Origin of the sequence: Pseudoalteromonas sp. DL2-H2.2, assembly GCF_021532535.1 — a bacterium.
GTDB lineage: Bacteria > Pseudomonadota > Gammaproteobacteria > Enterobacterales > Alteromonadaceae > Pseudoalteromonas > Pseudoalteromonas rubra_A.
Map to the genome: position 1 here is coordinate 79,457 of NZ_JAKGBD010000007.1, position 22,273 is coordinate 101,729.

Sequence of the window (22,273 nt, forward strand, 5' to 3'; positions counted from 1 at the left end):
CATTTTACAAGGCGAAATAGGTCAACTATGTCAAATACTGAAATGAAAAAGGTGCTGATCGCACTGGATTACGACAATGAAGCTGCTGCGCTGGCGTTTGTATCCCAGCTTTCTCCGAATGAATGTCGACTCAAGGTCGGAAAGGAAATGTTCACCTACTTTGGCCCTCAGTTTGTCTCTAAACTGATTGATAAAGGGTTTGATGTATTCCTAGATTTAAAGTTTCACGACATTCCAAACACAGTTGCAAAGGCTGTCACAGCAGCGGCTGAGTTGGGTGTATGGATGGTCAACGTGCACGCCAGTGGCGGCACTGAGATGATGAGCAAAGCTAAGCAGGCACTTGAAGCGTACGGCGATAAAGCCCCGTTGCTGATTGCGGTGACAGTTTTGACCAGCATGGATCAGGCACAGCTCAGCAAGCTGGGCGTAGACAAAACACCGCAAGAACAGGTGCTTTACTTAGCAAAGCTGGCAAAAGAGTCCGGGCTGGATGGTGTCGTGTGCTCAGCTCAGGAAGCGCAGTCCCTTAAAGCAGCATTAGGTGACGACTTTTGTTTGGTTACTCCGGGGATCCGTCCTGCCGGGAGTGATGCCGGAGATCAGAAGCGTATCATGACGCCTGAGCTGGCAATAAAGTCGGGTAGCGATTACCTTGTCGTGGGCAGACCTATCACCCAGGCGGCCGATCCGGTTCAGGCCCTCGGCGCCATCAACGAGTCAATTAAGGGTCTTTAAACCCAAACCTAATATCACTTTTCAGACCGGTTAACTTCAGGTAGCTGGTCTTGTTGTGCTAACTCAATGGACTAGGGCAACTATCGCATTTCCTATTACACTAATTTCACTTGATACCTGTTCAATTTATATGTCGAGGCCTCTGCGGTAGTATGACGCGAGAGCGGTGTAATTTACCCTATTTCATCGTCTGTAAAGAGCACGCTGAATAGGCAGTTCGCTATCACCCCATGCCCACTTTAAGTTGGTTACTCAATTAAGATTCGAAAAAACGACCCAATATCTATTAGCCTGCTACACTAATATTGTTACAGGAAGTTTATATTATGGCATCAGTATCAATATCAAGGAGCAGATATGGACCAACAACAAGTGGCCAGCATAGTGCATGGCTTGGCTAATGGTATTGACCCCATCACCGGAGAGATCCTGCCCGCACATTCGCCCTATAACCACCCTGATGTGATCAGGGCGCTTTTCCAGTCGTTACAGTGGCAGCCAAAAGCGAAAAAAGTAAAGAAAACCCAGGCTCAAAAGCAGCAGGAAAACCTCGAGAAAGGGTTGCCGAAAAATTACGGTTTACCCTGGTCAGACACAGATATAGAACAGGTTATAGCGCTGTATAAAGGCAATACAGAGATTGACAGGATTGCGGGGGAGCTCGCTCGAAAGCCCGGTTCAATTATTGCCGTTTTAAACAAGCAAGGGGTCATCGACGATATACAGGCCCAGCAACTTAACCAGCAGTACAGATATCAGCCACAGCGCTGAGCGATTAATTTACTGGCGTTAGAAGCATATGCGTCCTAATTAGATTATTCTTATTTTGTCCTCAATTGCGTGCTAGTTTGAACGTGATTGAGGATACAGGGTCTTCAATATGCAGTAATCAATATCAGGAGTGCAACCATGGATAAGTTTTTAGCCGCGGCGATTGAAGAAGCGAAAAAAGGGCTTGATGAAGGCGGGATCCCAATTGGATCTGTACTGGTCCACAAAGGAGAAATAATCGGCCGGGGTCATAATCAGAGAGTGCAAAAGGGCAGTACGGTTTTACATGGCGAAATGGATGCACTGGAAAATGCCGGGCGCCTGAGTGCTTCGGTATACAAAGAGTGTACTTTATATACCACGCTGTCTCCTTGTCCTATGTGTTCCGGAACCATTATGTTATACGGCATTCCCAATGTGGTAATCGGTGAAAACAAGAACTTTATGGGCAGCGAGGCATTGCTTCGCGAGCACGGCGTCAACCTGGAAGTGCGTCAGGACGCCGAGTGCATCTCCATGATGGATGAGTTTATTAAATCTCGCCCCGATCTGTGGAATGAGGACATTGGCGAGTAGGCTTGTACATACCTCTATTGTTTTGCCCTTAAGGGGTAGCCACTATTGTTGAGCTGAGCTGTCGACGGCTATAACTTGGTGCTCAGTAATTAAAATAGGAACTTGGTCCTGGAATTATTCGTTCTACGGTTGTTTTGTGACCTGATTGTTTGTTAGGCTAAAGCTTAGCAGTCTCAGAGCACAATTATAAGAAGAATAGTCATGGGCAATCTATTTTTAAAAGAGCGGGAGAATTGGTGGACCTGGATTGTCTGGGGTGTATTAGGGTGTATTTCAACGGGCGTTATACTGCCGCATATCAGTGAGGCTTGGTTGGCACTCGTATCTCCAGTGTGTTTCTTACTCGTGTTAACCAGCTGGATGAATTACAGTCGACGGTTTGATTTCAGCCGGGCGTTTAAGGTACTCAGTTGCGTTGCCGTCATGTCCGTTATCCCAGTATTGTTAGAACAACTGTACCCAGCGATGGACCCCAAGCAGGGGCTCATTGATATGGCGTTGGTGGTTGTTATGTGTATTGTGTTGAGCATTATCGGTGCCTGGGTTGCAAGAAGACCTAAACAGTATTACTAGCGCTGCGTTAGTATGTGAGCACAGGTTTGTTTAAAGTTTGCCCATTCAGGCAAAGAGTTTTGCAAAAAACTGAATTAGGGCTTTACTTTCTTCCCTCGTCACCATAGAATGCGCGCCAACAACGGAGAGATGGCTGAGTGGTTGAAAGCACCGGTCTTGAAAACCGGCATACGTTAATAGCGTATCTAGGGTTCAAATCCCTATCTCTCCGCCACCTCATTCCCAAAACCGCCTATACGGCGGTTTTTTTCGTTCGGAGGCAGTGATGACTAAGCAAGTTGTTATTCATAGTTCGTTATGGGTGATTTTTAGTTTCTTTTATTTGAGTGGCCTGCAGGCTGCTTTGGTATTGGCAATTGACGGGCAGGCGTATCCCAGTATCGGTATCACCTTGCTATACACTTTCATATTCAACTTGCTTGTCGGACACATCATCACTAAGTATGAAAAGCTGTTTCCTATGATTGCCAGTGTGGTCATTGCTGCGTTTGGCGTCGTTGGCTTCGGCTGTTATTTTACTGAGCGCCTGGCAGGGTACAGTAACGAGTTAATCATAGGTTTGACGCTCAGTTTGCCGTTTGCCACTTTCATCGTCAGAGAGTTCAAACAGAAAAGTTACAGCAAAACGCAATAGGCGCAAGCCACTCACAAGATTCGCAGGCAGTCAGGCTGCCTGCACATTACCTCCAATCCAGCTGTTTCTATAAAGTTATCCGCCTCCCTGTTAGTCATCTGTGTGCTGTGATACACTGCCGCTTCTTTTAAACTGATAAATAAGTGGATCTAATATGTCAGATTTATTCAACACAGATGCTGAAAAGGCAAGTTATGGTATTGGTTTGCAAATGGGTGAGCAGCTTAAGTCTAACCCGTTTGAAGGTTTGAACCTGAACTCGGTATTTGAAGGTATGAAAGATGCCTACGCCGGTGAAGCATTCCGTGTCGAGATCCCTGAGATCCAGGCTGCATTCGAAAAAATCAATGCAGAAATTCAACAGCGTCGTGAAGAAGAAGCTAAAGTATTGGCTGCTGAAGGCACTGCATTCCTGGAAGAAAATGCCAAGCGCGCTGAAATCACAGTAACCGAGTCTGGTCTGCAGTACGAAGTAATCGAAACAGGTGAAGGCGACAAGCCAGCAGCTGATTCAACTGTTCGTGTGCATTACCACGGTACTCTGATCAACGGTAACGTATTCGACAGCTCTTACGAGCGTGGTCAGCCTGCAGAGTTCCCAGTAAATGGCGTTATCAAAGGCTGGACTGAAGCACTACAGCTAATGCCTGCTGGCTCAAAATGGCGTCTGTATGTACCACATGACCTTGCCTACGGTGAGCGTGGTGCCGGTGCATCAATCGCACCTTTCTCAACATTGATCTTCGATGTTGAGCTGTTAGAAGTACTATAATCTAACACCAGAGGCCGTTTATCGTAAGCGGCCTCATCGTTTCTTGCTATCTACGCCTTACAACACTATTCATCAAAAAACGCATATAACTGGTTCAGTACTCGCTCTTGCTCTGTATTGCTGATGGTAAATTCCAACCCGTAGTAGGCGTGTTCGTCCGAACGATCTTCTTTACGGATGACTTTGGCAGCCAGCTCAAGTGGGGACTGTTGCATGTACTCAGAGTAGTTTTTCTTCGGCCTGAATAATGTCAAAGTAACTGTGCTGTTAATATCTAGCTCCTGATTCAATTGCTGACTCAAAATAACGCCACAGCCGACACAGCTTAATTCCCGGGTGATGGTGGAGTAGATCTGATCGCCTGTATCTATGTTCATTTTTATTTTTGCTTCTACTCGGTCCGAGCGCCTTTGCTCATGCTGTTGTCTAATGTACGTGTCTTTGTCTTCATCGAAGAAAAAGCTGTCCATCAGATTGTTGACAAGCTCAGAGGTCTGATAAAGATCGCCTCCAATCATAGAGACCATTTGGGCTTTTTCTGCATTCTGCTGGAGCGACGCAAACAAGTGCTGCAGTTTTAGCTGCATTTCAATCATCTGATCACTTTGACGGCTTGACCGTTCAGCGACTTGCTCATTGGCGGAGACTATCCTGTCTATCGTCAGGGTCATCGCTTTCAGTGCCTGGCCACTTTCGTCTGAGCGCGTTTTACTGATATTGACCTGCTCTATGATGTTAGTCATTAGATTGATGACATCCGACACTTTAGTCAGCAGTTGTGTAATGACCTGTCTGATTTCGTCCGTGGAGGCGGCTGTGCGCTTTGCTAGGCTTCTGACTTCATCGGCAACAACCGCAAAACCTCTTCCTTGTTCTCCAGCTCTGGCTGCTTCAATCGCGGCGTTCAATGCAATTAGCGCCGTCTGATCTGCGACTGTCGAAATTGCATCTGTTACCGTTTCAATTTGCTCACTGGCAGACTGTAACTCTCCGACTTCTTTGGAGGCAACTTCAACCACTTCAACGGTTCTGTTCATTTCTTCTAAATTACTGCTTACAGCAGCGATCCCGGAGTCGGCTTCCTGCCTGGCCTGGTCCAGGACGCCCTTGCTTTGTTCTATGGCGTTACTTGATTCGTGTAGCAGGTCCATAAAGCAATCAATGACCTGCATGACTTCGTTGTAACTGTCATTTTCACTTTTAGCGACGGAACTGATTTCAGTCGCAATGGCTGCCACCTGATGTGCGGAGTGTCCAACCTGTCTTGATTGTCGCCGGACGGTTGAAATAGTCGAAGACAACGACAGTGTCATATGATTAAAGCTCTCTGAAAGTTGATTTAATTCATCTTTATGATGCATTGAGAAATAGCTTTCTTTGGTTTGAAAGTTCCCAACGGAAATATTTTGCGCACGCTCTAGCAACAGTTGAACGCGTTGTTTGAGTTTGTTACTGAACAACAGACTGATTGAACTGGCAATAATCACTGTTATCAAGGAAGCGATTGTAATGACGATAAACATATCGCTGAGTGCGGTTTCAACGGTGGTAATCCCATTTGCAGATACCTGAGCAACATGTGAGTTCAGTTCATTGAGTTGCGCAAAAATCTGCTTAGTCAACGGAGAAATCACTTCGCGTAAATGTTTAGTGGCGAAATTTGCGTCCGGACTTGCTTGTTTCTCAAAGGCTAAAATCGTCAGTGGCGCAATTTTTTCACGTTCTTCACTGTAAGCGCTCCATTTCATCAGTTGAGCTTCACTGAATAACTCTTCGTAATCGTCCAAAATGGCAACAAACGCATCGCTATTTGCAAACCAGGCTTGATCGAAACCGTCTATATTTTTTTGCTCCCTTGTCAACAGGAAGGCCCGTAACTCGGAGATCGCGGTTGCAAAACTCATTTTTGAGTCAACCAGGAGCTTGAACAGTTCCATGCGCTCTTCGTCGGGTTCTTGCTCAAGCTCGGACTCTATGAGCTCTGATAAGAGCCCCACCATAGACTCGGCCAGCGGTATAGCCTGGGTGACCAGAATTTTTACTGCGGGCTCGTTGTCCACAGTATTACTAATATCGGAGACAACTTGTTGCTCGGAATTCAGTTGGCGCAGATTTTGTTCAATGGTACTTAAAATACGATTTTCAAAGCCTGTTTGCTGCGCCAGTGCTTGTAATTGCGCAAAGTGCTTGTTGATATTGTTCCAGGCCGCTTGTCTGGCTGCGATGGAGTTGCGTCTTTCTTCAGGACTGTTTCCTGTGATGATTTGTTCTTTCAAAGAAATCTGGGTTTCTAGTATCGCCATTCTTAAATCTGAATTTGCTTTCACCAGAGGTAATGACACCGATGAAAATTGCGTAAAGCTCTGACCGATAGAGCCTGTATTCAGGTAGACGAAAAAATTACTGAAGATACCGAGCGACGTGATGATACCAAATGCAATTAACATTTGTATCGCGATACTTGGCACGATGCGTGATATATCCATCTGTTCTCACTTAATAAACTAGCACGAAGAAACTGCCTTGGCAGATAAGGCAATACTCATATAACAGGTGTTGCGTGATAAGGTTTATTTTTTTGCATTATCGAAAAATATAGTCAATCCTTGCTGTAGTTCAAAAATTAACCTTAACTTTGTTGTCGAAGGGGGGAAAATGAGCGCGTTGAGAGTGGTTTTGATTGCAGCATTTTGTATAACCAGCGTGAAAGTAGGGGCCAACGCTGGTGTGAATTTAGGGGGGCTAGGCACCCCAGATAAAGATGACATTGAGTACCCTGATGACGAGGAGCCAAGCGACAGAGAGATCCTGTTGGGCAAAACGCTATTCTATGATACCCGGCTTTCGAGGCACCATAACCAGTCTTGCGCGACGTGCCACAACCCTGAATTGGGCTTTAGTGACGGTCTGGCCAAAGGCATTGGTAGTGGGGGAGATATCCTGGGTCGAAACGCACCACATTTGTATAATCTGGCGTGGTCTGTCACTTTCTTCTGGGATGGCAGAGCCGCTTCATTGGAAGAGCAGGCTTTGGGGCCTCTGGTATCTGATATAGAAATGCAAATGACCCCCAAAGATGTGGTCAAGCGTTTAAAAGACGTTAAATTCTATCGGGACGAGTTTGCGCAAATTTACGGTGAGATTTCCTTTGAAAATGTCGGCCGGGCCATCGCCGCCTTCGAAAGAACCATCATCAGCGATAACTCGCCCTTTGACCAATATCTGGCGGGCAATAAATTTGCTATGTCACCGTCAGCAATCAGGGGCCTAAGTGTCTTTGTCGGTAAAGGGCGGTGTACCAAATGCCATGACGGTGAAAATTTTACAGACGATAGCTTTCATAACATCGGGATAGATAACAAAGATAACGGACGTTTCGAACTGGACAAAAGTGCGCAATTCAAAGGGGCGTTTAAAACCCCGGGTTTAAGAAATATCATTATGAGTGCGCCTTATATGCACGATGGTTCATTGGGCACGCTCGAAGAGGTCGTGGAGCACTATGACAAGGGGGCTGTGGGCACAAAAAATGTAAGCCCGCTCATTGTGCCACTCAACCTATCAACCCAGGAAAAGGCGGATTTGGTTGCCTTTATGGCCGCGTTGACTGATCCCGTTGTGATCCAACGACCAATCATTCCTCAATAAAGGAAAAAACACCATGATTAAACGTATGCTAGCGCTGGGCCTGTGCATGGTTTTTAACACACAGGCTGCCACACTAACCGGTGAACTTACTTTTGTTAAAAAGCCGCCTTTTGCAGGTATTTTGTATGCGAAAAACGGAGCAGGGCCGAAAGCTGCTGAACTAGACCAGGCGAATAAGGTGTTCGACAAAAAAGTGGTGGTGGTTGGTAAAAATGGTGAGATCACCTTTAAAAATTCAGATGAATTTCAGCATAATATTTTTGCCAATGATCCCAATTCAGGTGTGAAGTTTGATGTGGGTTTGATGAATCAGGGTCAGACAACCAAAGTGTCTGCTGATTGGTCAGAAAACACACTGACTCGCATTGGGTGCAAAATCCATCCCAAAATGCGCAGTTACATTGCCAACGTGAATTCTGATACCTATCAGGTACTGCCTTTCACGAAAAAACAAAAAACTTATAAAATCGACTTAGACGCCGGATCTGCCAGTACGTTTGTGTTACAAATTCCTAAATATGATCCGGTCGAGGTTACGCTTTCTCCTGGAGAAGCAAAGTCGGTAGAAGTGATGTACAAGGGAAAACTCAGAGCCAATTTAAGTCTAACTCTAAAATAAGGCGCAGCGTATGAAACGCGTTTTGCTATCGCTGGCGGCTGGTCTTATTGCTGCATCAGGCCAGGTCATCGCAGATCCATTTGGGGTTTACCCCTTTAAAATACCGCTACAGTATCAGGCTGAGTTGAGCGATTACCGTACAGACTGGACACGCGTAACGGGGTTTGAGCACTCAGGCTTACACTGGCAACAATTTATCGTCGTGTTTCTGAATAAAGATGTCAGAGTGTATGAAAGCAATTATCTGGAGTATTTGCGGCTCTATCAGGATTACGATGAGGATGAAGACGAAGAAGAGCCGGTGCCTAACTTTAAGTCCTACTCACCGGGCACGATTGTTTTGAAAGAGAATTTCTCTTCTCAGTCGGGGTCGCCCCATGAAGCTCTGACAATCACTATGATGATTAAACGTCAGCCAGGCTACTCGCCTACACACGGTGATTGGGAATATGTGCAGTTCGATAAGCAAGGGAAAGTACTGCTAGCGGGTAAAGGCACGGATAGTGCGATACAAAAAGTGTGCGCCAGCTGCCACGAAAGTATCAAAGAGCGGGATTACATTTTTGCGAACTTCTATTCAAAGAGTAAGTGAATTATTGAATATTACACTGACAAGGGCGCACTAAAATGTGTATAAGTATGCGCCCGGGTGTAAGGCATTATTATAAATCTTCAATTTTAAATTTTTTGTTAACGTGATACTTGTGGTGTTTAATATTTATACAACACGGAGCGCGTTATGTTTAAGAAAACCTGTCTTACTTTAGCGGTGGCTATATCCGGCCTGTCAATGCAGTCGGCGTGGGCACAAGAGGCTTTCTGTCCACGAGTTGAAGGCTTTTATTCTACCTGGGATTACCCGGCGGGTGGTCAACTGGATGTTCAGGACCTGGCTACTGATAAACTCACACATATTATAGTGGCATTTGCCTATCCCAATGCCGATGGCACACTGAACACACTTGAAGCTGATCGCTATATCGACGACATTGTGGCACATGCTCATGCTAACAACACAGGCGTCATGATCTCAGTAGGTGGTGCCGGCGTCGACTTTCTGTCTATGGATGAGCAGGCACGAGCCAACCTGGTAAAAAACCTGGTTGCTTATGCTGAGCTACACAAGTTAGATGGTATCGATGTCGACTGGGAAGACTGGAGCACATACAACCAGCCAAACCCAGTGGAAAGTGGTTATCTGCTGAGCCTGGTTAAAGACTTGAGAGCAGCTTTACCTGCGCACCTGGAGGTGAGTGTTGATGTCCAGGCCGGTGGCTGGTCGGGGATCAATTTCCATCCAGACTTAGATGAGTATGCCGATTACATACGCTTCATGGCCTATGACTATACCGGCGGCTGGGGTGGCTCACCGAAAAACCACCATGCTGCCTGGTCTTATATCCACGATGGCTTGGTTAATCCTGCCCAATGGAGCCAGAGCATGATCACTAAGTATGACGTGAGCAAAACCAGCTTAGGTATTCCTTTTTACAATAAGTCCTTCCCAGACGGGGTGAGTGGCCCTGTCATGACCTATACGGCACGAGACATTGTCGAAATCTTCGTTGACGGACTTGGCGTAGATTACAACGCAGGCTTTTATGAGCTGGATAACTACCTGCATTTTTGGGAGACTCCGGAGCTGGTGCGTACCAAGTCACAGTTTGTTGCCGACAATGGTTATCCGGGCATTTTTATCTGGGAGCTGCATCAGGATGCGCGCGGTGAGAATAAGTTGCTGGATGCCATTGGGGAAGTTCTGCCTAAATGCCAGCCTTGCGCCGAGTCCTGGCAAGCTTACCCGAGTGTGTATCACACAGGGGACGTCGTGAGCTTTGCTGGAAAAAACTGGCGCGTTAATGGGGGGCCTTTGCATGGAGTTGCACCTATGACTGAAGGACATGCGCACAGATACAGCGAATTGGGCGCGTGCCAGAACTATGTTGCAGCACAATAAATAAGTCCAACAGGCATAAAAAAAGCCCCAAAACGGGGCTTTTTAAAACTAAATTAGATTAGTAAGTTGCACTACCTTTGGTGCGCGGGAAGGCGATAACGTCACGGACGTTGCCCATACCGGTTACATATGCAACCAGGCGCTCAAAGCCCAGACCGAAGCCTGAGTGCGGCACGGTGCCGTATTTACGCAAGTCGCGGTACCAGCTGTAGTCTTCTTTATCCAGACCCATTTCTTCCAGACGCTTATCAAGCACATCCAGACGCTCTTCACGCTGAGAGCCACCGATGATTTCACCAATGCCCGGTGCAACAACGTCCATTGCGGCAACGGTTTTGCCGTCTTCGTTCTGGCGCATGTAGAAAGCTTTGATGTCACGCGGGTAGTTTTTGATAACTACCGGCGCATTAAAGTGCTCTTCTGCCAGGTAACGCTCGTGCTCTGATTGCAGATCTACGCCCCAGTCAACCGGGAATTCAAACTTCTTACCACAGTTTTTCAGGATCTCGATCGCATCGGTGTAATCAACCTGTGCGAAGTCTTTGTCGATAAAGGACTCAAGACGCGTGATTGCCTGTTTTTCGATGCGTTGTGCGAAGAACTCCATGTCGTCACGGCGCTCTTCCAATACGGCTTTAAAGGCATATTTCAGCATGTCTTCGGCAAGGGCCGCAATGTCGTCCAGATCGGCAAACGCTACTTCTGGCTCAACCATCCAGAATTCCGCCAGGTGACGCGAGGTATTCGAGTTTTCAGCGCGGAATGTTGGGCCAAATGTATAGATCTTTGACATGGCGCTGGCATACGTTTCGCCGTTCAGCTGACCAGATACGGTCAGGAAAGCTTCTTTGCCAAAAAAGTCTTCGCTGTAATCAATGTCGCCCTTGTCTGTGCGCGGCAGGTTTTGCATATCCAGTGTAGAAACACGGAACATTTCGCCCGCACCTTCACAGTCACTCGCTGTGATGATAGGGGTGCTGATCCACATGTAGCCTCTTTCGTGGAAGAAGCGGTGGATTGCTTGCGACAAACAGTTACGAACGCGAGTAACCGCGCCAATAACGTTGGTGCGTGGGCGAAGGTGTGCATGCTCACGCAGATATTCAATGCTGTGACGCTTTGCTGCCATCGGGTAGGTATCCGGATTCTCAACCCAACCCAGTACTTCTACTTTGTTAGCCTGAATTTCAAAAGCCTGACCCTGACCTTCAGAGGCCACCAGAACACCGGTCACGGCCACAGAGCAGCCAGCGGTAAGACGAGTCACTTCTTCATAATTATTAAGCGAATTAGGGACTACGGCTTGAATAGGATCGAAACAAGAACCGTCATGGACGGCTAGGAATGAAATACCCGCTTTTGAATCGCGTCGTGTACGGATCCAGCCTTTTACAGTAACCTGGCTGTCTACCGCAACGGTGCCTGCTAGTAGCTCCGTTATCGCTGTGTGGCTCATCTTTACTCCAAAATGATTATTTATAATTAGTCTGTTGCGTGTGTTGTTTAACTCACTGCCATGACCACGCTTTTTGCGCAGTCAGCTATGTCGTATCTTACCTGCGATAGACGCATAAAAAAACCATCAAATGCGGGTGCAGGGTAATTTCTTTGGGCTTTTTTGCACTTGGCCGCAGTCAGTGCAAAACTATTGGCTGATATTTGCGCAATATGACGTTTTGTTGTGGAAAAGTGTGGCCAGGTTGAGGGGCTGACACTAAAAAAGCGCGCCCATTTGCCTGATGAATTACTTAAATGCAAAATTTATGGCATTATATCTGCCTACTACTAAGAAAAACTGGATATAAGTCGTTCGATAGATGAAACAGGCATTTATATTACGGGGATTACCTGGCTCTGGGAAAACACATTACGCTTACGCACTGGCAGACGAGCTGGTCGCAGGCGACGAAACGCAATTCATCATTTGCTCTACCGATGATTACTTTCATAATGAGCAGGGCGAATATCATTTTGAAAAGTTCAGACTGCCGGAATACCATAATCTGAACCTGGCACGCTTTATCAATGCGCTGGCTGAGGGGATCCCGCTGGTGATCGCTGATAACACCAATATCAAACGCTGGGAGTTTGTTGCTTACACCAGTGCAGCACAGGCGATGGGGTATCAGGTCAAAGAAGTGATAGTCGGCGAAGTGAAAGATAAGTCAATGCAGCACTTATATGCCAAACGTAACACGCATGGTGTGGCACTGAGAACTATCAGTAAAATGGCCTATATGTTTGAGTGGTAGTTGCAATAAGCGATTATCTGAAAAGAAAAAGCCGACAATGTTGTCGGCTTTCTTGTAACTTGAACCTTTACATGGCTTCGTATTCGTCCTGCCAGAAGAATTTTTCCTCGCCAAATGCTGGCTTAAGGCCATCCAGCCAGGTCGCTTCTTCATCATATTTGGCAAAGAAAGGTCTTTGCACCCAATCCGGGTTACGGGCCTGAATAAAGCGTAATACAAACACTTTTTCGCCGTTGATTTCTGTCACACCAGAGACTTCAACCTTACCCGGGCCAGCACTCATAGAAGGTCCGCGTACTGTGCGGCTCACACCCGATACCTCTTTATAGGCGTCACGGAAGATTTCCCAGGTCTTGTAAAGCGGCAATTCAAAGTAACGTTTTGCACCGGTATCACGCTCAATAAACATGTAATAAGGGATCATGCCCATTTGTGTTTGCTCTTTCCACATCTCAGACCACATTTTAGGGTCAGTGTTGAGGTGGTTAAGCAAAGGCGCCTGAGTACGGATCTGTACACCAGTCTTGCGTAGCAATTTAATCGCTTCTTTGGCAATGTCAGTGCGTAGCTCTTGCTTGTGATTAACGTGCGCCATAATAGACACGTGCTTACCAGCGTCAACCAGCTCTTTAAGCAGGGCTAACAAGTCCTGTGCATCCGGATCGGTCACATAACGGAATGGCCAGAAAGTCAGAGACTTAGTACCAATACGGATCGTGCGAATATGATCAAAGCGCGGCTCTTTCAGTGCTTCCAGGTATTTACGTAGCTTAACAGTACGCATAACCATAGGGTCGCCGCCGGTCATAAGCAGATCGGTCACTTCTGTGTGCTCTTCCAGGTAGCTGTGTAGTAGATCTTCGTCGTTGTTGTTAAAGCGGGTTGCTTTACCAACGAACTGGGCCCAGCGGAAACAGAAAGTACAGTAAGAGTGGCAGTACTGGCCCTGTGCCGGGAAGAACAGCACGGTTTCTTTGTATTTGTGCTGAATGCCTTCAACGCGCTCACCGTCAAAGGTGGGGACGTTTTTATCCATCTGACCGGCTGGATGCGGGTTAAGCTTTTGTCTTAACTTGGTTGATAGCTCAAAAACTTCTTCTGGCGTGTGCTCACGTTTAAGCAGTGCGGCCATTTCTTCGTACGACTCGTCGTCCAGCATGCCACGCTGAGGGAAAGTAAGCTGAAAAACGGGGTCGTTAGGTACCTTGTCCCAGTCAATCAGTTCATCAATAACATAGTTGTTCACGCGGAAAGGGAAAACGTTTGCAACCACCTTCATCTGGAAGCGCAGGTGCTCAGGCAGTTTTTCAAGTTGCTCAATTTTATCAATCTGACGGTGTTGATAAACAGTAAAGCGCGGTGGCTGATAAGCTTCAGCTGGCTGCAATTTGACGGTTTGTTGCATAGTTACTCGATTCTCAACTCTATTTCGAAATTTACAATCAAAGTCGCCTAGTCTAACAAAGCCATGAAATGATTTCAGGTACAAACGATGAAATATCTTAAATAATTGCAAAATTGGCAAAAAAAGTGCCAATTTTGCTTTTATTATCGCACTTTTTAGCTGTGCTGAGGAAAGCTAGTACGCGTTCTGTGCGATGGCGTTATAAATCCCATCAGCCAGCTGCGCGATATCTTCATCCGGTGTGATATAGGGGGGCATCAGATAGATCAGCCTGCCAAACGGGCGGATCCACAAGCCTTTTTCAATAAAAAAGCGTTGTATCTTTGCCACGTCTATGGTGCGGTTTACTTCAACCACCCCGATTGCGCCCAGCACTCTGACATCCTGCACTGCGTCCAGTGATCTACAGCGCTCGAGCAACGTTAAACTGTTTGCCAGGCGCTGGACCTGCTCTTGCCAGGCATTAGTTTGCAACAGGGTTAGGCTTGCATTTGCTGCAGCGCAAGCCAGCGGGTTACCCATAAAGGTGGGGCCATGCATCAGTACTTTGGCTTCGCCCTGACTGATCCCTATGGCTATCTCATCTGTGGTGAGCGTTGCCGACAGTGTCATGGTGCCGCCGGTCAGGGCTTTACCCAGGCACAGAATATCCGGGCTAATGTCGGCGTGCTCGCAGGCAAATAATTTTCCGGTACGGCCAAAGCCGGTCGCTATCTCATCGAGGATCAGCAAAACATCATATTGGTCGCACAGTGCGCGGAGCTTTTTCAGGTAATCCGGGTGATAGAAGTTCATCCCGCCGGCGTTTTGCACTATGGGCTCAATGATGAACGCGGCAACTTCCTGATGATGGGCTGCAAATGACGCTTCAAGTTGCCCAAGCTCTTCTTCACATGCCTGTTTATGGAAGCGCCCGGTTGGTGCAGGCACAAAAATATGCTCCGGCAGAAAGCCCTGATACATGCTGTGCATAGAATTCACCGGATCGCACACACTCATGGCGGCAAAGGTGTCGCCATGATAGCCTTTTTGCGCTGTCATCAGTTTAGTTTTGCGTGTATGGCCCTGGCTCAGCCAGTACTGCAGAGCCATTTTAATCGCCACTTCAACGCTAACCGATCCGCTGTCTGCCAGAAACACTTTATTGAGGGGAGCCGGGGTCATGGCAACCAACTTTTTACACAACTCAACCGCCGGGGCATGGGTCAGTCCGCCAAACATCACGTGGCTCATCTTGCCTGCTTGCTCAGTAATTGTAGTTACAATGTCGGGGTGGTTATAGCCATGAATGGCGCTCCACCAGGATGCCATACCATCAATTAATTCTTCGCCTGTTTCCAGGTGGATACGGTTGCCCTGGGTATGACTTGCCGGGTAAACGGGCAGAGGATCCAGCATGGAGGTATAGGGGTGCCAGATATGCGCTTTATCAAAGGCTAAATCGATTGTGTTATTATTGCTCACTTGTAAACCTTGCTTAAGTGGTCCGTGTTGACAATGGTAAAGCAAGAAGTAGACTAAGCCAATCACCGTCATAACAACTGACTAAAAAATGTCAGTCAAAAGAAGAGAATAATTATGGAATTGGGCACAGTACGTCACGATTGGACGCATAAAGAAGTTAAAGCACTATTTGAAATGCCATTCAATGATCTGTTGTTTCATGCTGCGAGCATCCACAGAAAAAACTTTAATCCCAATGAAGTACAGATCTCTACACTCTTATCTATAAAAACCGGTGCGTGTCCGGAAGACTGTAAATACTGCCCTCAGTCGGGTCATTATAAAACCGACCTGGAGCGTGAACGTCTGATGGAGGTAGAAAAAGTGGTAGCCCAGGCCAAGGTGGCCAAAGAAAAAGGCGCAACACGTTTTTGTATGGGGGCAGCCTGGTCTGATCCGAAAGACCGCGATATGCCTTATATCGAGAAAATGGTGCGCGAAGTCAGAGAGCTGGGCCTGGAGACCTGTATGACGCTGGGCAAGCTTGATAATGACAAAGCCCATGCACTCAGAGAAGCGGGCTTAGATTACTACAACCACAATCTTGATACATCGCCTGAGTACTATGAGCAGATCATTACCACGCGGACTTATCAGGATCGTCTGGATACACTTGATCATGTACGTGACGCGGGTATGAAAGTCTGTTCCGGTGGTATTGTTGGTATGGGTGAGCAAGCTTCTGACCGTTATGGTCTGCTGATGCAACTGGCTAATTTGCCAAAACAACCGGAAAGTGTGCCAATTAACATGCTGGTGAAAGTAGCGGGCACACCACTTGAAGACGTAGAAGATCTCGACCATTTTGAGTTTATTCGCACCATTGCTGTTGCGCGTATTATGATGCCGTATAGCTATGTACGTTTGTCTGCGGGCCGTACCGCCATGAACGAGCAGATGCAGTCGATGTGCTTCTTTGCCGGTGCAAACTCGATTTTCTACGGTGACAAGCTGTTAACCACAGAAAACCCGGAAGCCGATGCAGACATGAATTTGCTAAGAAAACTCGGTATGCAACCGGAGAAGCGTCAGGATTACTCAGACGAAGCCTATGAAGCGTCTCTGAATTCTGCCATTGCAGACAAAGCCACTTCTGAACTGTTCTACGAAGCCAACTAAATGGCCTTCGAGTTCATCGATGCGGCTCTGAATAGCAGAGCTGCTGCCTCTTTGTTGCGCCATCGTCAGTGCATTGATAAGGTCTCTGCCCGTGAAATTGAAGTTGGTGGTAAGCGTTACCTCAACTTTGCCAGTAACGATTATCTGGCTCTGGCGGACCAGCCACTGAACCTGACAGGCCAACCCGGTAGTCGCAGTTCGGCACTGGTGACCGGGTTTCAGTCAGTGCATGCAGCGTTTGAATCACAGTTGTGTGAAGTTTTTGGTTACGAAAGCGCATTACTTTTTGCAAGCGGTTTTGCTGCCAATACCAGTGTGCTTCAGGCGTTATTTAACGACCCTGCTATTGGGCGCGAGTCAGAGCTGTTTCAGGATAAACTCAACCACGCCAGCTTGCTCGATGGTGCGCTGCATAGTCAGGCCAAGCTGACCCGATTCAACCACAACGATGTGGGCCATTTGCGTGCCCGGCTAGAAAAATCTAAAGCAAAACATAAACTGATTGTGACGGAAGGCGTGTTCTCTATGGACGGCGACTGTGCGCCTTTAGCTGATATTGCTCAGCTTGCAAAAACCCATAACGCCTGGCTGATGGTCGATGACGCCCACGCACTGGGTGTGGTAGGCGACAACGGGCTGGGCAGTATTGAACGTGGCGTAAAACCAGAACTTTTGGTGATCACCTTTGGCAAAGCCATGGCCTGTCAGGGGGCTGCGGTGTTATGCAGTGAACGGGTTCAGCAGTATCTGCTCCAGTTTAGCCGCGAATACATTTACTCCACCGCCATGTCGCCCATGCTGACCGACATTGCTGTCAGCCAGTTTGCTCAGTTACGTGGTGCAGTGTCACAAAGAGCGGCATTAAAAGATAACATTGCCTATTTTACGCAATCCGCTGCGCAATTAGGCATTGCAGTGATGCCTTCAGACACAGCCATTCAGCCTATTGTGCTGGGCTCAGCAGACAATGCTCTGGCGGCGCAACAGCAGCTCAAAGAGCGGGGCATTTGGCTCACTGCCATTCGCCCACCCACGGTGCCACAAAATGCAGCCCGATTGCGAGTGACGCTGACTGCGGCGCATACGACACAAGATATAGATGCGTTACTCAATGCACTTAAGGAGGCGATATGAGTGCGTCTGTTAAAGCGCAGGTTGCTTCACGTTTTTCTCGCGCGTCTCAGGTTTATGTACAGCATGCCAATGTCCAGCAACAAGCGGCGGAGATCCTGCTCAGGAAAATCACCCAACCCAGTACAACCATGTTAGATCTGGGCGCCGGCCCCATGCAGCATCATGAAGCGCTAAGTACACGCTGCGCTCAGCTGGTGGCGCTGGACCTCAGTGCTGGCATGTTAGAGCAGGGGCCTCAGGATGCTTTTAAAGTTTGTGCGGATATGGACAATTTACCGCTGGCAGATAACTGTGTAGATGCCATTTTCAGCAACTTTGCTATGCAATGGAGTCAGGATCATCCGGCTTTATTTAAGGCGCTGAATCGAATATTAAAACCCGGCGGTAAAGCCTATCTGAGTGTTGTTGCCGACGGTTCACTGTGCGAAATACAGCAGGCCTGGCAGAATGTTGATGCACACTGTCATGTTAACCGGTTTACGTCCTTCGACAGTCTGCTTGCCTATGCCGAAGAAGCCGGGTTTGTGCTCGATGATGCCCAGCTGATGTGCCTTAAAGAAACCTTTGCAACTGCGCAGGCTGCTTTCAAATCTGTGAAAGCCATAGGTGCTAACCAGTTGCAGCATGAAGGCCAGCGTCGTGGCTTGCTGGGCAAGACACAATATCGTAAATTACTGGCAGGATACCCACTTACCAATGGCCGTGCCCAGTTAAGTTATCAGGTTGCCTTTTTGGAGCTAACTAAATTATGAGTGCATTTTTTATCACCGGCACAGACACCGAAGTGGGCAAGACCCATGTGTCTTCTTTGCTGCTAAAACTATTGGCCCAGCGGGGAAAAAAAGCGGTGGGCTTTAAACCATTGGCGGCAGGTGCCGAAGAAGCCTTTGGTCAGCTGGTTAATGAAGATGCACTAAGCCTGATGGAAGCGGCGTCTGTGCATGGTAAATACGAGCAGATCAATCCGTTTTGCTTTGAGCCGCCCATTGCACCACATATTGCTGCCCAGCGTGCAGGTGTGGCTATTAGCTGTGAAGCCTTAAGTGAAAAGTACCAAGAACTAAGCAGCTTAGGTGCTGAATATACGCTGGTGGAAGGCGCCGGTGGCTGGGCATTGCCGATCAACGATACTCAGTTTTTGTATGACTGGATAAAGCAAGAAGAATTGCCCGTGATCCTGGTGGTGGGCTTGAAGCTTGGCTGTCTGAACCATGCATTTTTGACCGAGCAGGCAATAGCCGCCGCCGGGCTAAACTGTGTTGGCTGGGTGGCCAATCAGGTAGACCCCGAAATGCAGGAATACGACGCCAACCTGGAGACCTTAAAACAGCGGTTAAAAGCACCATTGCTTGCTGTCGCACCATACAGTGAGGGCACACCCAAACTACAGATCCACAGTGCATTGCTTGATTTACTGGGTCTTCAGCACAGCGCCAAAGCTTAATTGGTTTACGCAGACTGCACTCAACTTGGCCCGGGTTAAGTGCTGTTTGCGGGCTTAACACGAGCTACACTTCCTATTATAACTTTGGAAACCAGCACTATGATCAGTTGCAGTGATTACGATTACTTTGAAATTGTCTGCATGTTTCACTACCCGATTACACTGAGCCTGCGAAATGGCGAGGAGCTAACGGGCGTTGCTGTGGACTTATGCCGCGATGAGCAAAAGAATGAGTGTATACAATTAAATGTTGATGGCACCCTCCGGCATCAGCAGCTGAAACAGATCGCTAAGTTGACCATTAATGTGCGCAATCCACATTTTAGCGAAAAACAATTTAGCTGACTGTCTTCAAAATCTACCCAATGGCGTTACGGGTTGATAAGCGTGCCGGGCAGCCACTGGGAGTTGCCCTCGCCACGCTAAGGTCACCCAACTAAGGTCGCAGTACAGTTATTGTTGATTTTGCAGATTTTTGACTATCTTTAGTATCAATAAGGATGGCCAGTCATGGTGTATCAGATTGGCGTCATTAAGTGATCACCGGAGAAATCATGAATCTGCTAAAGCGCTTTTCTATTATTCAACTATCCATTATCAGCTCTACCGCTTTACTTATTTTCATTCTTATTCTGCTTAGCAAAGTGGTTTTTCAGTACTGGCAGGGTATTGAGGCCACAAAAAAGGACATTGCTTATATCGGTTTGCTGGATGCGATGGAAAAAGTAGCGCACCATCATGCCGTTGAGCGCGGTTTAACAGCGGGCTTTTTGGGTAATCCGAATGGACAAACCCGCCAGGCTGTTGCCGCACAGCGGATAAAGGCCGATGCCTCGGTTGCTGCTCTGGAAGACTTGTATCGCGGTGCATTTAAAGAAGATAAAAAGGTGCAACAGTGGTTGCCAAACTTGTTCACCTTACTGCGAGAAAAAGATGCGCTGCGTCGCGAGGTGGATCAGCAACAGGGTCAGCATGCCTTCAATTATTACAGCCATGTTAATCAGCTTGCACTGAGCACGGCAATGCGGATGCAGGCCTATGTGACTAATCGGGAGTTGGCATCGAATTTGTCTATCGCGTTTCTCATGGCGCAGAGCAAAGAGCGCAAAGGGCAGTTGCGGGGTAAAGTAAATGGCGTACTGGCCAGACAATCTGTTGATGAAGCCACTAAGCGTGACCTTGCCTATTTTCAGCAGCAACTGACGTTACTCAAAGAGCAGCTAGAAACCGCCCTGACTGATGACACACTGAACACCTATAAGCAGATCATGTCAGACAGTCGCGCACAAACTCTGGACAGGGTTATTACGACGATCTCGACAGCCGATAATATTGATTTTTCGCAACTGCCAGACAGCAGCCAGTGGTTTGCACAGGCAACCGGGCAAATTCAGGATGTAAAAGCTTTGCTCGATAAGCAATGGGATCACACGCGTATTATCAGTGAAGCGTATCAGGCCGATCTTATCGAGCAAATGATCTGGCTGTTCGTGTTGTTTTTGATCTCTATGCTATTTATCACTGTCATTAATACCCATTTGTTTACGTCATTGCGGGACGAGCTGAACGAGTTGACCGGCATTTTGACCAAAGTGGCCAATAATGGCGACCTGACCCTGGATGTGAGATTAAAAAGCAGTGATGAGCTGGGTAAGATCTCTGAGTCTATTCATAACACAGTGTATGCTTTTAAGGACCTGCTGGTGGGGCTAGCTAAGTCTATTAATGTGGGCACTAAGCTGGGTAATCAGATGGAAAAAGCGGCCAGTCATGTTACCGAAGATGCCCAGCGCACCCAGAGCCTGGCAACCAACATTGCGGCGGCAATAGAGCAAATGGCCGCAACCAGTGAAGACATCGCCAAAGCTGCCTCAGATACGCTAACGGCCAGCGATCAGCTTAATGACGAATCGAAAAAGTTGCTGGAAGACAATCAACGTAACCTGGATGCCATGAACGTGCTGTCGCAAAACATGGAGCAGGTAAATGAAATGGCGTTGAATATGGAGAAGCAGGTAGAAGAAATTAACACCATATTGGACTCCATCCGCAGTGTGGCCGATCAGACCAACTTACTGGCGCTGAATGCTGCCATTGAAGCGGCCAGGGCAGGTGAGCATGGCCGGGGGTTTGCCGTGGTCGCCGACGAAGTGAGAGGACTTGCCAATAACAGCAAAGGCTCGTCGGAGCAGATCTCCACCTTACTGCTCAGTCTCAATGACATCAGCCGTAACGTTGTCAGTGCCATCAAGGAAAACACCGATCTTGCCAGCAGCATTATGAGTGAGGTTGAACAAACCCGTCAGGTCTCAATGCAGGTGAGCGATCACAGTAATCATGTAGAGCAACTGACTACCTCGGTGGCCACCGCGGCACAGGAGCAATCTGTGGTTGCACAGGATATTTCCAGTAATACCACCGCGGTCTTAGATGCGGCGAACGAAGAGCTTAAAACCTCTCAGGCGCTGCAAAATCTCTTTGATGACATGAAATTAAACAGTGATACACTGCAACGCACTATGGACAATTTTAAAATCGACTAACGCGTAGCATCAACACTCAAACTGCGCAGGACGTTGAGTGAGTGCAGGTATGTTAAACAAACTATGGCGCTGGTAAGCGGGAAGACAAGACTCGGGCCAGACTACAAGAGTACAACGAAAGAGTAGGGAATGAGCCCGGTATTGATAGTTACTTGGGCTCATTACCTGGGAGAAGTGCAGGATCAGGCTTGTTCTTTTTCACGCGCCTGATAATTTGGCAGCAGTTCTTCGACAATGGTCTTTGCCGGGATGGTGTAGCGCACGCCGCTGAACATCACCGAGGTGTTTTCTTCAATACCGGTGATCCCGGTCAGTGTCCAGCCTTCGCCTTTTTCCGGGCACCAGACTTTGGTGGTGGGGGGAATGACAATGTATTCTTCGCTCATCTTAACGACTCCTGACGGCTGTTACTTAAGGCCCGATAGTTTATACTAATTTCGCGAAAAAGAGAGCGCTTTATTATAATACCAATTTCACTAAATACCTGCTCAATTTGACGGAGCAAATATGACGCTAACGGTGTTAAAAATTTCTCATTTAGAACAACTAAATAACAAAATTTTTGCCTGATTATCGACCATATTT

At 47.5% G+C, this 22,273-nt stretch carries 22 protein-coding genes and 1 tRNA gene; 18 read left to right on the forward strand and 5 right to left on the reverse strand.

What is annotated here, in order from left to right; all coding sequences use genetic code 11:
- Positions 1 to 27: 27 nt before the first annotated feature.
- From pyrF to L1285_RS13460, 7 genes are all read left to right on the forward strand, one after another.
- Positions 28 to 738 carry an orotidine-5'-phosphate decarboxylase gene (pyrF, locus tag L1285_RS13430; RefSeq protein WP_235412739.1) on the forward strand — a complete coding sequence of 237 codons (711 nt, stop codon included), beginning with the start codon at positions 28 to 30 and terminating at the stop codon, positions 736 to 738.
- Between the two features lie 357 nt (positions 739 to 1,095).
- Positions 1,096 to 1,509 (forward strand): hypothetical protein, encoded by a 414-nt coding sequence (locus tag L1285_RS13435; RefSeq protein ID WP_235412740.1) that lies wholly within the window; start codon positions 1,096 to 1,098, stop codon positions 1,507 to 1,509.
- A gap of 138 nt (positions 1,510 to 1,647) precedes the next feature.
- Positions 1,648 to 2,085, forward strand: a complete 438-nt coding sequence (locus L1285_RS13440; RefSeq protein ID WP_235412741.1) for a nucleoside deaminase — start codon at positions 1,648 to 1,650, stop codon at positions 2,083 to 2,085.
- Positions 2,086 to 2,286: 201 nt separating this feature from the next.
- Positions 2,287 to 2,658 carry a hypothetical protein gene (locus L1285_RS13445; protein WP_235412742.1) on the forward strand — a complete coding sequence of 124 codons (372 nt, stop codon included), beginning with the start codon at positions 2,287 to 2,289 and terminating at the stop codon, positions 2,656 to 2,658.
- 123 nt (positions 2,659 to 2,781) lie between these two features.
- Positions 2,782 to 2,872: transfer RNA gene (locus tag L1285_RS13450), tRNA-Ser, on the forward strand.
- Between the two features lie 51 nt (positions 2,873 to 2,923).
- A complete protein-coding gene (locus L1285_RS13455; RefSeq protein WP_235412743.1) occupies positions 2,924 to 3,292 on the forward strand; it encodes a hypothetical protein in 369 nt (122 codons plus the stop codon).
- Between the two features lie 154 nt (positions 3,293 to 3,446).
- The gene (locus L1285_RS13460; RefSeq protein WP_046004379.1) at positions 3,447 to 4,064 is read left to right on the forward strand and encodes an FKBP-type peptidyl-prolyl cis-trans isomerase; all 618 of its coding nucleotides are present in this window, start codon (positions 3,447 to 3,449) and stop codon (positions 4,062 to 4,064) included.
- Between the two features lie 65 nt (positions 4,065 to 4,129).
- Here the strand turns inward: L1285_RS13460 and L1285_RS13465 are convergent, their stop codons facing one another.
- Positions 4,130 to 6,550: a methyl-accepting chemotaxis protein gene (locus L1285_RS13465; protein WP_235412744.1), complete on the reverse strand. Its 2,421-nt coding sequence runs from the start codon at positions 6,548 to 6,550 to the stop codon at positions 4,130 to 4,132.
- Positions 6,551 to 6,719: 169 nt separating this feature from the next.
- Between L1285_RS13465 and L1285_RS13470 the strand changes: the two genes are divergently transcribed.
- From L1285_RS13470 to L1285_RS13485, 4 genes are all read left to right on the forward strand, one after another.
- Positions 6,720 to 7,712, forward strand: coding sequence for a cytochrome-c peroxidase (locus L1285_RS13470; protein ID WP_235412745.1), 993 nt, complete (start codon positions 6,720 to 6,722; stop codon positions 7,710 to 7,712).
- Positions 7,713 to 7,725: 13 nt separating this feature from the next.
- Positions 7,726 to 8,331 (forward strand): cupredoxin domain-containing protein, encoded by a 606-nt coding sequence (locus L1285_RS13475; RefSeq protein ID WP_235412746.1) that lies wholly within the window; start codon positions 7,726 to 7,728, stop codon positions 8,329 to 8,331.
- A gap of 10 nt (positions 8,332 to 8,341) precedes the next feature.
- Positions 8,342 to 8,923 carry a cytochrome P460 family protein gene (locus L1285_RS13480; protein ID WP_235412747.1) on the forward strand — a complete coding sequence of 194 codons (582 nt, stop codon included), beginning with the start codon at positions 8,342 to 8,344 and terminating at the stop codon, positions 8,921 to 8,923.
- A 147-nt stretch (positions 8,924 to 9,070) separates the two neighbouring features.
- Complete coding sequence (locus tag L1285_RS13485) at positions 9,071 to 10,288, forward strand: glycoside hydrolase family 18 protein (RefSeq protein ID WP_235412748.1); 1,218 nt, start codon at positions 9,071 to 9,073, stop codon at positions 10,286 to 10,288.
- 58 nt (positions 10,289 to 10,346) lie between these two features.
- On the opposite strand, the gene asnS is transcribed toward L1285_RS13485, so the two are convergent.
- Positions 10,347 to 11,744, reverse strand: coding sequence for an asparagine--tRNA ligase (gene asnS / locus L1285_RS13490; RefSeq protein ID WP_054015032.1), 1,398 nt, complete (start codon positions 11,742 to 11,744; stop codon positions 10,347 to 10,349).
- A 361-nt stretch (positions 11,745 to 12,105) separates the two neighbouring features.
- Here asnS and L1285_RS13495 point away from each other — a divergent pair, with 361 nt between their 5' ends.
- A complete protein-coding gene (locus L1285_RS13495; RefSeq protein WP_046004386.1) occupies positions 12,106 to 12,540 on the forward strand; it encodes an AAA family ATPase in 435 nt (144 codons plus the stop codon).
- Positions 12,541 to 12,607: 67 nt separating this feature from the next.
- Here the strand turns inward: L1285_RS13495 and L1285_RS13500 are convergent, their stop codons facing one another.
- The gene (locus tag L1285_RS13500) at positions 12,608 to 13,945 is read right to left on the reverse strand and encodes a KamA family radical SAM protein (protein WP_125717577.1); all 1,338 of its coding nucleotides are present in this window, start codon (positions 13,943 to 13,945) and stop codon (positions 12,608 to 12,610) included.
- Positions 13,946 to 14,119: 174 nt separating this feature from the next.
- Entirely contained in the window at positions 14,120 to 15,409 is a 1,290-nt protein-coding gene (gene bioA / locus L1285_RS13505; protein WP_235412749.1) for an adenosylmethionine--8-amino-7-oxononanoate transaminase, read from the reverse strand.
- 114 nt (positions 15,410 to 15,523) lie between these two features.
- On the opposite strand from bioA, the gene bioB reads away from it, so the two are divergent.
- The 6 genes from bioB to L1285_RS13535 all read left to right on the forward strand — a co-directional run bounded on the left by bioB (position 15,524) and on the right by L1285_RS13535 (position 21,688).
- Positions 15,524 to 16,567, forward strand: coding sequence for a biotin synthase BioB (bioB, locus tag L1285_RS13510; protein ID WP_046004389.1), 1,044 nt, complete (start codon positions 15,524 to 15,526; stop codon positions 16,565 to 16,567).
- Positions 16,568 to 17,701 carry an aminotransferase class I/II-fold pyridoxal phosphate-dependent enzyme gene (locus L1285_RS13515; protein WP_235412750.1) on the forward strand — a complete coding sequence of 378 codons (1,134 nt, stop codon included), beginning with the start codon at positions 16,568 to 16,570 and terminating at the stop codon, positions 17,699 to 17,701.
- Positions 17,698 to 18,453, forward strand: a complete 756-nt coding sequence (locus L1285_RS13520) for a methyltransferase domain-containing protein (RefSeq protein ID WP_235412751.1) — start codon at positions 17,698 to 17,700, stop codon at positions 18,451 to 18,453. Before L1285_RS13515 ends, L1285_RS13520 begins: the two co-directional genes overlap by 4 nt.
- Entirely contained in the window at positions 18,450 to 19,145 is a 696-nt protein-coding gene (gene bioD / locus L1285_RS13525; RefSeq protein WP_235412752.1) for a dethiobiotin synthase, read from the forward strand. Before L1285_RS13520 ends, bioD begins: the two co-directional genes overlap by 4 nt.
- A gap of 99 nt (positions 19,146 to 19,244) precedes the next feature.
- On the forward strand, positions 19,245 to 19,490 hold the full coding sequence (locus tag L1285_RS13530; protein ID WP_235412753.1) for a Rho-binding antiterminator: 246 nt from the start codon (positions 19,245 to 19,247) through the stop codon (positions 19,488 to 19,490).
- 209 nt (positions 19,491 to 19,699) lie between these two features.
- The gene (locus L1285_RS13535; protein WP_235412754.1) at positions 19,700 to 21,688 is read left to right on the forward strand and encodes a methyl-accepting chemotaxis protein; all 1,989 of its coding nucleotides are present in this window, start codon (positions 19,700 to 19,702) and stop codon (positions 21,686 to 21,688) included.
- Positions 21,689 to 21,870: 182 nt separating this feature from the next.
- On the opposite strand, the gene L1285_RS13540 is transcribed toward L1285_RS13535, so the two are convergent.
- Positions 21,871 to 22,074 carry a hypothetical protein gene (locus L1285_RS13540; RefSeq protein ID WP_046004397.1) on the reverse strand — a complete coding sequence of 68 codons (204 nt, stop codon included), beginning with the start codon at positions 22,072 to 22,074 and terminating at the stop codon, positions 21,871 to 21,873.
- Positions 22,075 to 22,273: the final 199 nt, after the last annotated feature.